Consider the following 15950-nt stretch of genomic DNA (forward strand, 5'->3'; position numbering starts at 1 on the left):
ATTATGAAACGGTCTGATTATGCCAACGAATGCATAAATGTTTTTATAAGCAGCTTAAACATAAACCCATAGATGTCAATTTGAAATAAGGGGGATTGTTACAATGAAGTGACAGTTCGTACCATTCAAGGACTATTGGTTGTTGGGCGTTTTATCCATTTGACTGTTAATCTACTACAAAAACAGTAAAAAAGGAGAGGTCCATTAATGAATATTGCGTTATGGGCTGTTCAAATTATTTTAGGAGTAGCGTTTATTATGATCGGATGGATGAAGACATTTCAGTATGAAAAAGCAAAAGCCAGCTTGCCATGGGTAAAGGATTCTTCAAAAGGTTTGGTTACATTTATCGGTGTAGCGGAACTGCTTGGTGGGCTTGGGTTGATTTTGCCTTATGCGCTTGGAATTGCTCCTATATTAACACAGATTGCAGGGCTTGGACTTGGGCTCATCATGATTCTTGCTGCTGGGTTTCACGCAAAGAGGAAAGAAAATCAGGCAATCTGGATGAATATTATTTTTCTAGTATTCGCACTATTTGTGGCAATCGGCCGTTGGTAGGAGGGTAAATACTAGATGGGTGCCTGACACCATTAATAATCATAACAGACAGCATCTGAAAATGGTCGATATGCGATGAATAGCGAGGGCCTTGGATTCTTCATCCAAGGCCTTTTTGACTTGAAATAATACACTTTCAATGGAATCCTTCATTAAATATGGATTTAGAATAAGAACTTTAAATGGTGCAAAGCTAAATATGAAAAACTAAGAATTTAAAATGCTTATCATGAGAAAAGCATCTAAAGCTAATTATTGAGGTGAGCAGCATTGTGCCAATATTAACTACAGTCGGCAGAGGCCTATTTTATACCGTCCAAGGTGAGGGAACAGCCATTTTATTTGTTCATCCCCCATTACTTACGAGCGCTAATTTTACATACCAAGTGGAGGGATTATCGCGAAAATTTAAGGTCATTACATTTGATATCAGAGGGCACGGTCGCAGCCCGTACTCTGAAGAGCCGATTACCTATCAGCTCATCGCAGATGATATGAAACAGCTTTTGGATCATCTTGAAATCGACAAAGCTTACCTTTGTGGATATTCGACGGGAGGTTCGATTGTATTGGAATTTTTATTGACCTATCCCAATCGGGCCTTAGGGGGCATAATCGTGAGCGGAATGTCAGAAGTGATGGATAGTCATCAAGAAAAAAGAATTTCAATAGCAAGAATGCTTTCCAAAACATGGACGATGCCTCTACTAGGCCTTACGATTTCATGGAGCAATTCCAATACAATAGAGATATTTAAGAACATTTACCGAGAAGCACTTAAAGGAAATAGTAAAAATATCGAGCAGTATTACCATGCTTGTTTGGAGTATAACTGTACAAATCAATTAAAAACCATTGATATTCCGATATTATTGATCTATGGAGAAAAGGATAAAAACTTTCATCCATATGCCAAACTGTTACATGAAAAGTTACCAGATAATGTATTAAGGTTTATCCATGAAAAGCATCAAATTCCGACAAAATCAGCGAATGAGTTAAATCAATTCATCGAGGAGTTCATCCTGGCAAAACAACTAAATAGAGTAAAAACGTAAAAACGGAGAAAATCATAAAGGGATGATCCAAGCCAAGATGGATGATCCCTAAAGTTCACATGACATTTACCGAAATGAAGAACGAATATGGGTGTACGAATGAAGGATACGAATAATGAAAGGTTTCCAATACTGTTCTGCAAGCTTTACCATGAAGGCCGTACCATTTCCAAGAATGGCGCTGCCTATAATATCAGAGGGGTAGTGATGTCCCATCCAGATACGCGAAAAGCCTACTAGGATGGATACCAGCCACAAGCTCAAGCCCAATATTCGGTGATAAACAAATACAGAAGCTGCGAAGGCAAAGGCAAGTGCAGTATGTTTACTTGGAAACGAAGAATCTTTTTTAGTGGGGACTGGCGGCAATAAATGTACTCCATGATTCAAGAAGGGCCTTGGTTTAAAAAAGATTAGTTTAATCATCATGCTGAGCAGATATGTCATGCCAACTGATACACATGTATAAAGTGTCATTTTTTTATAATGATCATGTCGAAACCATAGAAAGATTATTACGAAAAGGTAGACAAACCGAGCTCTTTTAGAAATGGTCCTCATAATGAAATCTAAAATACGAGAATTCCCGGCCAATTGGTTAATCGCCCTGAATATTTGATAGTTCATAAAAAAGTCTCCCTCTAATTTGTTGTATTATCAAGGGTATTATTTCCGTTCATTACGCAAATATGTAAGGTGTTTTTCGCACTTCCGGGCACTGTTATCCAGGTCTAAAGAGGTACTGAAACAGTATAATATGAATTCAAATTAGAGTTCATGCTTATATTTTTTAGTAAGTAATATGGAAAAATAATAAACTCTGGAGTGAAGTTATTATTAACTTCGGTGATCATCAATTTTTGACAGCCTTGGTTTATCATGCTATGATGGCTACTAAATTCAAAATATTAAAATATTTTTTGATAATTTAATAGTAAATGCAACAGGTGCTGTGTGAATCATTCCGCAGCTTAAAAGGGAAGACCGGTGAAAGTCCGGCACGGTCCCGCCACTGTAATGGAGAGCGACTTATCAATGAACCACTGTTTCAAATGAAATGGGAAGGGATAAGAAGCGATGAACCAAAGTCAGGAGACCTGCCTGTTGTATGCGCTTGTACTCTACGGGTGTATAGAGGGGAGTGAGGGATACGTGTTGAGAAAACCAGTTGGTCTCAACTCTAGTTAACTGGACGTATTAATCTCTCTTTTCTTCTTGAAAAGGGAGATTTTTTTTGTTGATGACGAAAATAAACAAAATAAAGGAGTGTACGAATACGATGAGTAAAGTGAAAAGTTCGAATTTAGGTTATCCACGAATAGGGGAAAAACGCGAGTGGAAAAAAGCACTTGAACAGTTCTGGGCAGGTAAACTTGAAAAATCCGCTTTCTTAAAACAAATAGAGGGGATTCGACTTTCGTCTCTTCAAAAGCAAAAGGATCAAGGAATTGACTTGATTCCAGTGGGAGACTTTAGCTTGTATGACCATGTCCTTGATACCGCTGTTATGTTCGGCCTGGTACCAAAGCGGTTTGAATATAGTGGAGGGAAGGTTTCACTAGAAACATATTTTGATATCGCGCGAGGAACTAAGGATGCAGTAGCATCAGAAATGACAAAATGGTTTAACACAAACTATCACTATATTGTTCCAGAGTTGGATGAAGCAGTCCCTAGACTTGTCGAAAACAGGCCGCTTCAATTTTATAAAGAGGCGAAACAAAAACTGGATATTGACGGGAAGCCTGTCATATTAGGTCCTATAACATTTGTAAAGCTGTCAAAGGGCTATGAGGAATGTGACTTTCAAACAGTGGTTCAACAATTTGTGCCACTTTATGCTGAAATTTTAAAGGATTTACAACAAGAAGGGGTTGAATGGGTCCAAATCGATGAACCCATTTTGTCTACAACCATTTCAAAAGAAGAGGTTGAACTATTTACCAATGTCTATCAAACCTTGCATGATACAGCACCCAACGTAAAAGTTATTTTGCAAACATATTTTGATAGCATTGAACATTACGAAGATATCATTGCTCTTCCTGTTAAAGGAATTGGATTGGATTTTGTTCATGATCACGGTCAGAATCTTGCTGCTTTGAAAGAGGTTGGTTTCCCAAAAGATAAGGTGCTTGCAGCCGGAGTGATCGATGGGCGTAACATCTGGCGTGCGAACCTTGATGATAGGTTTTCTTTACTTGCTGAGATTGCCAAGATTGTTTCAAAAGACCGCCTGATTGTGCAGCCTTCATCAAGCTTATTACATGTCCCTGTAACTGTGAGGAGCGAAGAAACAATCAATGAGGTACTTAAAGATTCATTATCATTTGCAGATGAAAAATTGCATGAACTTGTTGTCCTTACAAAAGGCTTACAAGATGGGTTAGAAACGAAAAAGGAAGAAATCATGGCAAGTACAAAAGCGATTTTAGCATTAAATGAATCATCATTTCGGAACCACGCTGAAATCCAAAAAGCTATACAATTCCTGCCTAACTACCGACCCGAACGTGATGCTTCGTTTAACGTCCGCCAAGTGGTACAGGAAGCAGCTTTTCAATTACCGCTACTACCAACGACAACAATTGGAAGCTTTCCTCAAACACAAGAGGTAAGAAAACAGCGTTTAAATTGGCGCAAAGGCGAGTTAACGAATCATGAATACGAAGAATATATCAATGCGGAAATTAAAAAGTGGGTGGATATACAAGAAGAGCTTGGCCTGGATGTGTTGGTACATGGTGAGTTTGAGCGGACTGATATGGTTGAATACTTTGGTGAAAAATTAGCCGGTTTCCAATTTACTAAATTCGGCTGGGTGCAGTCCTATGGGTCACGTTGTGTGAAGCCGCCGCTAATCTATGGAGATGTGTCTTTTCTAGCACCAATGACCGTTAAGGAAACGGTTTATGCCCAATCGTTAACAACAAAACCTGTTAAAGGGATGCTGACAGGTCCGATTACGATTCTAAACTGGTCGTTTGTGCGTGATGATATTTCACGTTATGACGTGGCCAATCAAATAGCGCTTGCGCTTCGAAAAGAAATTGAGCTATTAGAATTTAACGGAATTCGAATGATTCAAGTGGATGAACCAGCTATACGTGAAGGACTTCCCTTAAAGCACATTCAATGGGAAAGCTACTTGAATGCTGCGGTTTATGCCTTTAGACTAGCCACATCGTCTGTCCAAAACGAAACACAAATTCATACCCATATGTGTTATTCGAATTTTGAAGATATTATTGATGCCATAAAAGCGCTGGATGCAGATGTTATTTCCATTGAGACATCCAAAAGTCATGGTGAATTGATAAATGCTTTTGAAGAGCACACCTATGATAAAGGCATTGGTCTGGGTGTTTATGATATTCATAGTCCACGAGTCCCAACACTGGAAGAGATGACAAAAAACATTGATCGTGCACTTCAAGTGCTTGATCCCAAGCTGTTCTGGATCAATCCTGATTGCGGTTTGAAAACGCGTGGTATGGAGGAGTCGATTGCAGCTCTTAAGGTGATGGTAGAAGCGGCAGTCCAAGCAAGAGAAAAGCTGATTGTGAAAAAATAAAAGACTTGTCAAAGTGAATATTGTATACTATATTTGTTTGTATACAATATTTAGTGTTTGTTTTTTTAAAATACACTAAATATAGATAATGACCAATGAAAATGGTGTCTGAATAGACTTAAAAGGGAATCTGGTGAAAAGCCAGAACTGTACCCGCAACTGTAATTGCTGACGAAATAATCATAGCCACTGTCTTTGGACGGGAAGGGATTAGAGTAGGATGAAGCATGAGTCAGGAGACCTGCCATTTTTATAGCGTATTATCTTCTTCGGGAGGTGGGAAGATATAACGAGGGTATTCTGACTATTACAGTGAAATAGCTGTTTTTATTAGATAAATCCACGTTTATTAAACCCATCTCCTATTTGATGGGTTTTTTGTTTTGTTTGAAAAGGATTGTGACCGTTCGCTTGGAAAAAGCCAGTCCCCGGGTACAAAAAAAGGTAATTGTGACCGTATGCTCCAAAAAAGAGTGCTCACGGTAATAAAAAGGAGAACTAGATATGAGCGTTAAAAATCAATCGGAAATCGATACAATTTTAGAAACGATAAATAGAGTTTCTGAAAAATATCAGATAGACACATCTAAACTTAAAGAAAAGATATCCGTACTTGAGGAATCCTCACGCTACGAACAATCACTGTTGTATGCCTTAAATCAAATCTCAATGGAAGATCCAAACTGGACCTTTCTTGCGGCAAACTTATATTTAAATGAACTTTATCAGAATGCATCCATACATAGAGGATATAAGCCTGAAGACAAATACGGTGATTTTTATTCACTTATTACCGAGTTAACCAAAATAGGAATCTACTCTAACGATCTTTTACAAGAATATACAAAAGAAGAGATAAAAGGTTTAGGTTCAAAGATTAATCCTGAGAGGGACTATTTGTTTAATTATATTGGATTATTTTTAATAGCAGATCGTTACCTTGCCAAAGACTACGAAGGAAATATTTACGAGTTACCGCAAGAACGGTTTATGATCATCGCCATGACATTAATGATGAATGAACCAAAGACAACGCGTTTACAAAATGTTATTGAGGCTTACTGGGCGCTAAGTAACCTGTATATGACCGTTGCGACACCGACTTTATCAAATGCAGGAAAAAGCTTTGGGCAGCTTTCTTCCTGTTTCATTGATACCGTAGATGATTCCTTAGATGGGATTTATTTAAATAACTGGGATATTGCTAGATTGAGTAAAGATGGCGGCGGGATTGGTATTTATCTTGGGAAAATACGTGCCTTAGGATCTGATATCAAGAAGTTCAAAGGGAATTCGTCAGGTGTCGTGCCTTGGATTCGGCTGATCAACGATACGGCTGTGAGTGTCGATCAGCTCGGACAACGACAGGGAGCCGTCGCCGTTTATTTAGATGTTTTCCATAAGGACATGATGAATGGCTTTTTAGACCTAAAAACAAATAACGGAGACGAAAGACGCAAAGCTCATGACATTTTTACCGGGGTGTCAATTCCTGATTTGTTTATGAAGAAACTCGAAGAAGTAGATGAAAACGGGCGAAGTATTGGTGAATGGCATACCTTTTGCCCACATCAAGTAAAACAAATCATGGGATGGAAGGATGAAAACGGGACACCACTTGGTCTGGAAGATTATTATGACGAGGTGGATGAAAAGTTTTTTACCGAAAAGTATGAAGAAGCAGTCAATCATCCACTTCTTCCTCGGAAAACATATCGCGCAATGGATATTATGGCGAGAATCATGATTTCTCAATTAGAAACCGGTACTCCCTACATGTTTTATCGAGATGAAGTCAATCGTCAAAACCCTAACAAACATGTAAGGGGAACGGGCCGCACTTCCATTTTTTGCAGCAATTTGTGTACGGAGATTACCCAGAATATGTCTGCCACTACGATTGTAAAAGAATATAAGGATGAAGACGGAAATATGGTTATTGTTCGTAAACCTGGTGATTTCGTTGTCTGCAATTTATCGTCTATTAATCTCCCGAAAGCTGTAAAGGATCATGTTTTAGAACGGTTGATTCCGATCCAGATGAGAATGCTAGACAATGTCATTGATCTTAATCGGATTTCTGTCGGACAAGCCGATGTTACCAATAAAAAATACCGTGCAGTGGGACTAGGGACATATGGCTGGCATCACCTGCTTGCATTAGAGGGGATATTCTGGGAATCGGAAGAAGCGGTTTCTTATGCTAATCGTCTTTATGAGGATATTGCCTTCTTTACAATTCATTCATCCATGGAATTAGCGAAGGAAAAGGGAGCCTATAGTAAGTTTGAAGGGTCAGAATGGCAAACCGGCCAATATTTTGACCGTAAAGTGTATCGAACCGAACGGTGGAATCAATTGAAGAAGGATATATCCGAATATGGAATTCGAAATGGCTGGATGATGGCGATTGCGCCAAACTCCTCCACGGCCAAGATTGGCGGTTCGACCGATGGAATTGATCCTTTGTATGCTGTCGAATACGCAGAGGAAAAGAAAAATTTTAGATTCAAAGTAACGGCGCCCGATTTGGATCACCACACATACGATTATTATCGCCGTACCCGACATGTATTAGATCAGTCTTGGAGTATTCGGCAAAATGCTGCACGCCAGCGCCACATTGATCAATCGATTAGCTTTAATCTCTATGTTCGTCATGATATTAAAGCAAGAGACTTATTACATCTCCATTTTGAAGCATGGCGGCAAGGTTTAAAAACCACCTATTATGTAAGGAGCACATCTCAATCTGAGATGGAAGAATGTGAAGCATGTCAAAGTTAATTTAAACGCGGAGGTAAGAACTAGATGATCCATACACCATTAACCAAAATTAAACTATTAAATCCTGAGTTTCCAAATAAATCTACTGGCATTATAAATGGCAAGTCTTCAGGGCTTCTTAATTGGAATGATATTGCCTATCCACAAATGTATGATTTGTATCAAACATTACTTTCTAATTTTTGGAAGGCGCAAGAAATTAATATGCAGGATGATATTAAACAATGGGAATCCCTTAGTGAGAAAGAAAAGGATGTATTCCTGCGAATCAATACGCAGCTTGCTGCACTCGACAGCCTGCAAACTCCGACGATGAGTCAAGTGATGGATTATGTGACAGACTCCAGCTTTAAAGCAATTTTTGCAGTGATTGCACAGCAAGAAGCGGTTCATACTGAATCGTACTCTTACATTCTAAGCTCGCTCATTCCGAGAGGAAAACAAAATGAGCGGTTTAATCAAGCAAAACTGGATCCGATCGTAAGGAAGCGAAATCAATTGATTCTAGATGCCTATGAGGATTTTAAACAAAACCCTTCGCCACAAACCTTATTTAAATTGAGTGTGAACTCTATTAATCTTGAGGGGATTTATTTTTATGCGGGATTTGCTTTTTTCTATCATTTAGCCCGTCAGCAAAAAATGCTAAAAACCAGTACAATGATTAGTTATATTCAGCGGGATGAAATGCAGCATGCCTACTTTATGTCCCAGTTTATTCGGATTCTGTTAACCGAAAATCCTACCCTGCATACAAATGAAAATATTCAATATGTGTACCAAACGATTAATGAGGCTGTCATACTTGAAAAAGAATGGGCTCATTATATCTTAGCAGATATAAAGGGAATTGATTTACATGAATTCGAAGGGTATGTCGAATATCTGGCTAATAAACGCTTAAGACAGCTAGGTTTAAAAAACCTGTATGAAGAAAGAAACAATCCTATGCCTTGGATTCAAATCTTTGGCGATGACATGCTGAATGAGACAAAGTCTGATTTCTTTGAGCAAAAGTCAAGGACCTATTCCAAAGTGTCCCAGTCCAATGGATTTGATGAATTGTAAGATGAAAATAGCGATTGTATATACCTCCGTTACAGGAAACACAAGAGATCTGGCTGGGGAAATTTATCGCCACTTCCTGAGCAAATCCATTAAAATTTCTTTATTTAAAATTGATGAATTTTCGGTTACCCATTTACCTCAATATGATGCAGTAGTGATTGGTACATACACATGGGGGAATGGTGAAATCCCCAAGGAAATGGGGAGACTATATCAGGTGTTTGAATTACTAGAAAGAAAAGAAATGATTACAGCCGTCTTTGGAACCGGGGATAGCTGTTATCCTAAGTATTGTGGTGCAGTGGATTTTTTTAGAGATATGTTATTTGTGCAGACGAGCTTAGCTGCAACCTTGAAGGTTGAATTATTTCCACAAAGTTCAGATCGGGAGCGCTGTGAAAAGTTTGTGGAAGCAATTCTAAAACGTGCAAATAGGTGTGATCAAAGGTTTAATGTGAAGAATCTCTTAATTAAACAATAAACCACATTTTTTTCAGTAAGAGTGAGATTTACGAAGAGAATTTAAAGAGGATCTCTCAAAAGGGTCTGACCCTTTGTTATGAGACATCCTCCTTATTTTTATAACAAGCCTACTTCTCTTGCTGCCTCTACCTTATTTGTTTTTCTTTATCCTAAGTATCTATGGTAGATTGCCTTTGCTTCAGATATATCTTTCGTTCCGTGTATTAAAACCCTTCCGTCTCTAAAAACCACTAGTCGATGAGAAACTGTTTTAAAAGATACAAGGTAAGGGTTTCGCTGTACGGTTCCTCCTAGTTTCGCTAATAATTTTTCTAATTCCTCTAAATCACGGACAATTGGAAGGGAAGGGCGTATCTGAACGGAATCTCTTCCACAAAGTACCGCCGTTTTGGTTTGATTTTCATAAGACAAAAAGGGATAGGAGGGCTTTTTCCCGCAAGTGGGACAATCCTCTTTTTTCAATGGGTCTACTTTAATCGCACTAAACTGGTTTTTCCATAAATCAAAAGAAACTAATTTATTTCGTAATGAATCCAAGTCACCTACCAAAATTTTTAGTGCTTCACTAATTTGATAGGATACCACCATGTTCACAGCTGGACTAATAATTCCAGCTGTATCACAGGTTAATCCTCCTAGGGGAACGGTTTCTAGTAAACAAGAGAAACAGGGCGTTTTTTCAGGAATAATGGTGTAGGAGATTCCATAGCTCCCCACGCAAGCACCGTAAATCCAAGGAACTTTATACTTTTGGGAAACATCATTAATCATCATTCTAGTTTCAAAATTATCAGTTGCGTCAATGATGAGGTCTACTTTTTGAGCCCATTCTTCTAGCTCTAAAACCGATGCATCCGCAATCAATGCCTCTATGGTTACAAAAGAGTTAATAGCTGTTAAGCGTTTTTTTGCCGCAATGACTTTTGGTAGACGATTTAAAGCATCATCTTCGGAATATAACTGCTGCCGTTGTAAATTTGACCATTCCACGTAGTCACGATCCACGATGGTTAGCTGACCAACCCCGGCACGGACAAGTGCTTCGGCATTTGCTGAGCCAAGTGCACCGGCCCCAATAATGAGAACATGTTTAGCTGATATTTTTTCCTGCCCAGCTTTTCCGATAGGTGGAAATAATTCCTGCCGTGAGTACCGATTATTCACCCAATACTCATTCCTTCCTTTGGACTGCTGGCAGTAGCGTACCTCTTTTTCTCGATTCGACCGGCTTCATAGCCTAAGCGTCCAGCTTCAATCGCTAAACTCATCGCTTTGGCCATTTTTATTGGATCTTTTGCTGCTGAAACAGCGGTATTTAATAAAACACCATCGGCTCCTAATTCCATTGCCAACGCAGCATCGGAAGGTGAGCCAACACCAGCATCAACTATAACAGGTACAACTGCTTGTTCGATAATAAAACTAAGATTTACTGGATTGATGATACCTTGACCAGAGCCAATGGGTGAGGCTCCAGGCATGACCGCATGACAGCCAGCTTCTTGAAGTTTCCTTGCTAAGACGACATCATCAGATGTATAAGGGAGGACAATAAATCCTTCCTTCACTAATTCTTCAGTTGCTTTGAGGGTTTCAATCGGATCAGGAAGTAACGTTTTATCACAGCCAATCACTTCGACTTTAATCATATCGCAGAGACCGGAAGCTTTTGCTAGTTTCGCAATACGAACAGCCTCTCCTGCTGTTTTTGCCCCAGCTGTATTGGGCAAGAGAGTATAAATGCTAGTGTCTAGCTTTTCTAAAAAATTTGGCTGACTTGGTTCAAAAATATTCATTCGTCGAACCGCAAACGTTAGTATTTCTGCTTTTGATACCGTTACTGCTTCCTTTTGGATTTCAAAGCTAGGATATTTTCCAGTCCCAAGCAACAAACGAGAATTAAATGATAATGGACCAATTTTTAACATATCAACCGCCTCCTACAAAATGGACAATTTCGATTCGATCTTTATCTGTTAATCTAGTTCTCTGGTGTTCCAAACGGTTTAAAATCTCTCCGTTAACTTCGACCACAACGACTTTATCATGGATTTCATAATGCTTTAGTAAATCTGAAACAGAGACAATCTGTTCTGGTAATTGAATTGATTCGCCATTTAATAAGACTGTCATTATTATCCCCCTAATGCACCATTTCTTTATTTCTATCAATCCGGAAAGCAGAGAGAAGTTGTTTATCTGGTCTTCCTTCCAATAAATCCACTACAAGCGTACCTGTCACTGGGCTTAATAGAATTCCGTTTCGGTAATGCCCGGCTGCAATGAACAATCCTTTCTTTAAAGGATGTTCACCGATGTAGGGGAGGCCGTCGCTAGTTTGAGGTCTAATACCAGCCCAAACTCGCTCCCATCTGGCATCTTTTATTTGAGGAACCAGCTGAACGGCTCTTTCTACTAATGTAGCAATTCCGCCAGGTGTCACGTTTTTATCAAATGTATTCTCAACTTGGGTAGCTCCAATATAGATTTCACCATTCCGTTTTGGTACTAAGTAACATCGTTTATCTGAAAAAATAGTTCTGTTAATGATGGGTGTATCTGATTTAACAGAGAAGCATTCACCTTTGACAGGATAAACAGTTATGTCAAGCCCTGTGTCATGCATTAGCTTTGAAGCCCATGCACCTGTTGCAAGGACAACCTGATTGCAATGAATGTTTCCTAAAGTGGTTTTAATCCCGATGACTCGCTCTTGTTCATAGATAAATGAAAGGACTTCGGTATTTTCAAGGATTTTCGTCCCCAATTGTTCAGCCGCCTTTGCAAAAGCCTGTGATAATTTAGCTGGCTGGACATGCCCATCGTTAGGGAGATACATCCCGCCGGCCACGCTTGGGGAGAGGGATGGTTCCAATTCTCGTACACTATGAGAATCAAGCCATTCTATTTCTGGATCCCAATTCCGTTGAAACGCTGCCTGTTGTTGTCCTTCTGTTGCAATTTCATCCGTTTCTGCAATTTTTATCATGCCTCTTTGAACAAACTCAATATCAATACCGGTTGTTTCAAATAACTCTTTTGAGAGGGCTGGAAACATTGCCTGACTCTTTAGAGCTAACTGAAATAAGGGACCGTCTTGTTCTATCTCCGCTTGTGCCGCTAGCATTCCGGCAGCTGCACTGGAGGCTTCACAAGCTAAATAGTTTTTCTCGATCATAACCACTTTTTTTCCAAGCTTTGATAGTTGATAGGCGATTGAACTCCCATTAATCCCGCCACCGATAATGGCAACATCAAATGAATTTTTCACTTATTCCATCTCCATCTTTTAATGCCTTTACATACGCTTTTACAGCTAATAATGGATCGCGGGATTCTAAGATACCTGACATGACCGCAATTCCTTTTGCACCAGCTTGAAAGACTTGTTTCGTATTCTCAGGTGTTATACCGCCAATAGCAAATACGGGTATTTTCAGTTGATTTACCCTTGATAATTCCTCGAGTCCTCTTGGTGTCTTTCCTGGTTTAGATTTAGAAGGGAAGACATGGCCAAAAAGCACGTAGTCTGCTCCAGCCAGTTGGGCTTTTTCTCCTTCATGAAGAGAGTGGATGGAACTTCCTACCCTTAACTGGGGAAACGCTTTTTTTACAAGTGCGGCATCTAAACTATGAAAGGCTAATTGAACTCCTGCCGCACTTGTAATCAAAGCAACATCAACCCGGTCATTTATTATGATTTTGGATAGGGGGATGTCTTTAGAAAGCAAATCAACCGCATTAAAAAGTTCCCGTGCTGTTTTTTGTTTTTCCCGTAAATGAATCGACGTTACATATGGGTGGATATCGACTAAAATCTCCCGTAACTTCTCGATTGGCATCTTACCATTCGAAATAATATGTAGCTCTTTTTCCTTCGTTAAAATTGGCGTCACCCCTTCAGAATAGTCCGCTTAAGAAATAAGTGAAAACAAAAAACCACTTTCTTATGTAAGAAAGTGGTTTGATAATTTGAAATGAAATGCTTGCACACTCAAATATCGCGTTTTCCACTTCCCTACGCTGGTATAACCCAGATCAGGTTCATAGAGTCCCGAAGTAGTACTTCAATCTCAGCCCTTTAAAAAGGCACCTCTAGCGGATATAAATTCCATTATAATTTTTAATAATAACCTACATGCATAATACTAACACTTGAGTTAAGAATGTCAAATAATTTTAACTATTAAATAAATTCATAAAGAGTGCCTTTTTTCTCACTTTATATATATAGAAAAAATACATAAAAGGACAGGGGCATGAATTTTTTGTATCTTGGAGAAATATAGGAGTTATGAAAAGCCAGCAATTTTAATACTGCTTTTATGATATTGCTCCCCCATTTTAGGGTATGGAATAGTAAAACAATATTAAGGAGGAATATAAGAATGAAAGACCTATTTAAAAATGGATTCCTATTAGGGCTGGGAGCTACTTTATATGGAAAAGAAAAACTAGATGATCTGATGAAGAACATGATTGAAAAAGGGATGGTAAGCCAATCGGAAGCAAATTCCTTATTCGGTGATTTTCTGAAACGCGGCGAAGAAAAAAGCGAGAGCTGGAATCAAGAATACCGTGAAATGGTACAGTCCCAGCTAAAGGACCTGGGCTTCGTGGCACGAGAGGAACTAGATAATATTCAGTCCCAACTATTACTACTTCAACAAGAAATCGCCCGATTGAAAAATAACAACACAAACGTTGAACTGATATAGGTGGCAGGATGAGGACAAGTGGAATTATACGTTTGAATCGATATAGAGAAATTGTTTCCCTGTTGGTAAAACATGGGTTTGGTTACATAGTCCAAGAGATCGGTTTAACCGATACCCTTACGATGAAAGACCGACTAATAGCAGACTTTAAACAGGAAAATCCGCAGGAAATAGGGCACCGATTACGCATTTTATTAGAGGAGCTTGGCCCTACTTTTATTAAGTTAGGCCAGCTCCTTAGTATTAGGAGTGACTTGTTACCAGTAGAAGTCATTCGTGAATTGGAACTTCTTCAGGATAATGTAAAACCAGTCCCAATTATTGAGATAAATGATAAAATCCAGCTCGAATTCGGACAGGCGGTTGAGGCTGTATTTGTTCGCTTTAATGAAACACCGGTCGGGTCTGCTTCGATCGGCCAAGTTCATGAAGCAGTACTGCCAACAGGCCAGGAGGTAATGGTAAAGGTACAGCGGCCTAAAATAAAAGAAACGGTTTTTGCAGATCTTGAAATAATAAAGGACCTATCAAAGATGATGGAAAACCACTATGATTGGGCCGAACATTATCATATCACAGATTTGATGGATGAGCTGTCCGAATCAATCAAAAATGAACTGGATTATATGGAGGAAGGCCGGAATACCGAAACGATTCAGCTTCAACTTGAAAACCATAATGGCATAAAAGTTCCCAAAATTTATTGGGATTACACTACAGCCGAAATACTCACGATGGAACGGATCGAAGGAATAAAAATTACCGAGATCCAACATCTTAACCTAACTCCGGAGGAAAAAAGACAGATTGCTGATAGGTTAGTAGAATCGTTTGTTACCCAAATTTTAAGAGAAGGTTTCTTTCATGGAGACCCGCATCCTGGTAACATTCTTTACAATCCTGATACGAAGCAGCTGGGTTTTATTGATTTTGGGCAGATAGGCAGCTTATCTTCGAGAAAAAGATATGATGTGACCACATTGATGATCGGTCTTATGAATGAAGATACTGATTTAATAGTGAAGGCTATGTACAGGCTTACCTATATCCCCTCATCGGTTGATGATAAACTATTTTATGATGATATTGACAGAATCAGAAAAAAATTCAGCCATACCCCTTTAGGAGAATTGAATTTTGGTTTGACTATCAACGATCTCTTTTCGGTTGCCCAAAATCATCAAATTTATATCCCCACTGATTTTATGATGCTGGGAAAAACGTTAATAACGTTGGAGGGAATTATTTCAGATATAAATCCTTCATTAAACCTGCTTGAATTGGCCAAGCCTTATGGTCAACAACTATTGCTGGAACGCTATAATCCTGTCAAATTTGGAAAAAGGCTTTTGAACGATGCAGAGGACATGGCTGAAAGCTTTACGAAAATTCCTAGCCAGCTGGAGGAAGTTCTTCAGAAGACTTCCGAAGGGGATTTAAAGGTGAAAATTAGTGTTCATGAGCTTGATGATATTTTTACAAAAATAGATCGCTTAAGCAACAAATTTTCGTTTAGTTTAACACTACTTGCCTTTAGTATCGTGGTATTGGGCTTAATAGTTGGGGCCACTTTCGGAACCAACACCATTCTAACCAGCATACACGCAGTCGAAGTTGGCTTTGTTATTGCATTCTTAATGTTTCTATGGATTATTTATTCCATTCTTAAAACAGGACGTTTTTAACTAGGGGAAGTCTTAT

At 39.0% G+C, this 15950-nt stretch carries 14 protein-coding genes and 3 riboswitches; of the genes, 8 read left to right on the top strand and 6 right to left on the bottom strand.

Annotation, left to right across the window (positions count from 1 at the left end; genetic code table 11):
* Positions 1-207: 207 nt before the first annotated feature.
* Positions 208-561, top strand: coding sequence for a DoxX family protein (locus AC3ANL_RS11130; protein WP_488329272.1), 354 nt, complete (start codon positions 208-210; stop codon positions 559-561).
* A gap of 272 nt (positions 562-833) precedes the next feature.
* Positions 834-1619: an alpha/beta fold hydrolase gene (locus tag AC3ANL_RS11135; RefSeq protein WP_488329273.1), complete on the top strand. Its 786-nt coding sequence runs from the start codon at positions 834-836 to the stop codon at positions 1617-1619.
* Between the two features lie 66 nt (positions 1620-1685).
* Here the strand turns inward: AC3ANL_RS11135 and AC3ANL_RS11140 are convergent, their stop codons facing one another.
* The gene (locus tag AC3ANL_RS11140; protein ID WP_488329274.1) at positions 1686-2246 is read right to left on the bottom strand and encodes a phosphatase PAP2 family protein; all 561 of its coding nucleotides are present in this window, start codon (positions 2244-2246) and stop codon (positions 1686-1688) included.
* A 301-nt stretch (positions 2247-2547) separates the two neighbouring features.
* Positions 2548-2738: riboswitch (cobalamin riboswitch) on the top strand.
* 160 nt (positions 2739-2898) lie between these two features.
* Between AC3ANL_RS11140 and metE the strand changes: the two genes are divergently transcribed.
* From metE to AC3ANL_RS11160, 4 genes are all read left to right on the top strand, one after another.
* Entirely contained in the window at positions 2899-5193 is a 2295-nt protein-coding gene (gene metE, locus AC3ANL_RS11145) for a 5-methyltetrahydropteroyltriglutamate--homocysteine S-methyltransferase (protein WP_488329275.1), read from the top strand.
* Between the two features lie 85 nt (positions 5194-5278).
* A riboswitch (cobalamin riboswitch) is annotated at positions 5279-5456 on the top strand.
* Positions 5457-5697: 241 nt separating this feature from the next.
* Positions 5698-7980 (top strand): ribonucleoside-diphosphate reductase subunit alpha, encoded by a 2283-nt coding sequence (locus AC3ANL_RS11150; protein ID WP_488329276.1) that lies wholly within the window; start codon positions 5698-5700, stop codon positions 7978-7980.
* A 24-nt stretch (positions 7981-8004) separates the two neighbouring features.
* The gene (locus tag AC3ANL_RS11155; RefSeq protein WP_488329277.1) at positions 8005-9048 is read left to right on the top strand and encodes a ribonucleotide-diphosphate reductase subunit beta; all 1044 of its coding nucleotides are present in this window, start codon (positions 8005-8007) and stop codon (positions 9046-9048) included.
* The gene (locus AC3ANL_RS11160; protein WP_488329278.1) at positions 9029-9529 is read left to right on the top strand and encodes a flavodoxin domain-containing protein; all 501 of its coding nucleotides are present in this window, start codon (positions 9029-9031) and stop codon (positions 9527-9529) included. Before AC3ANL_RS11155 ends, AC3ANL_RS11160 begins: the two co-directional genes overlap by 20 nt.
* Positions 9530-9675: 146 nt before the next feature.
* On the opposite strand, the gene AC3ANL_RS11165 is transcribed toward AC3ANL_RS11160, so the two are convergent.
* The 5 genes from AC3ANL_RS11165 to AC3ANL_RS11185 are packed head-to-tail and all read right to left on the bottom strand — an operon-like array spanning position 9676 to position 13427.
* A complete protein-coding gene (locus AC3ANL_RS11165) occupies positions 9676-10695 on the bottom strand; it encodes a thiazole biosynthesis adenylyltransferase ThiF (RefSeq protein ID WP_488329279.1) in 1020 nt (339 codons plus the stop codon).
* Positions 10692-11459, bottom strand: a complete 768-nt coding sequence (locus AC3ANL_RS11170; protein ID WP_488329280.1) for a thiazole synthase — start codon at positions 11457-11459, stop codon at positions 10692-10694. The genes AC3ANL_RS11165 and AC3ANL_RS11170 overlap by 4 nt, the downstream gene beginning before the upstream one ends.
* A gap of 1 nt (position 11460) precedes the next feature.
* A complete protein-coding gene (gene thiS / locus AC3ANL_RS11175) occupies positions 11461-11664 on the bottom strand; it encodes a sulfur carrier protein ThiS (RefSeq protein WP_488329281.1) in 204 nt (67 codons plus the stop codon).
* Between the two features lie 10 nt (positions 11665-11674).
* Entirely contained in the window at positions 11675-12802 is a 1128-nt protein-coding gene (gene thiO / locus AC3ANL_RS11180; protein WP_488329282.1) for a glycine oxidase ThiO, read from the bottom strand.
* Positions 12786-13427, bottom strand: coding sequence for a thiamine phosphate synthase (locus AC3ANL_RS11185; protein ID WP_488329283.1), 642 nt, complete (start codon positions 13425-13427; stop codon positions 12786-12788). Before AC3ANL_RS11185 ends, thiO begins: the two co-directional genes overlap by 17 nt.
* 102 nt (positions 13428-13529) lie before the next feature.
* Positions 13530-13638: riboswitch (TPP riboswitch) on the bottom strand.
* Positions 13639-13919: 281 nt separating this feature from the next.
* On the opposite strand from AC3ANL_RS11185, the gene AC3ANL_RS11190 reads away from it, so the two are divergent.
* Positions 13920-14249: a phasin family protein gene (locus AC3ANL_RS11190; protein WP_488329284.1), complete on the top strand. Its 330-nt coding sequence runs from the start codon at positions 13920-13922 to the stop codon at positions 14247-14249.
* A 32-nt stretch (positions 14250-14281) separates the two neighbouring features.
* Positions 14282-15934, top strand: coding sequence for an ABC1 kinase family protein (locus AC3ANL_RS11195; protein ID WP_488329285.1), 1653 nt, complete (start codon positions 14282-14284; stop codon positions 15932-15934).
* Positions 15935-15950: the final 16 nt, after the last annotated feature.

Source organism: Neobacillus sp. DHD-1R (assembly GCF_057747995.1).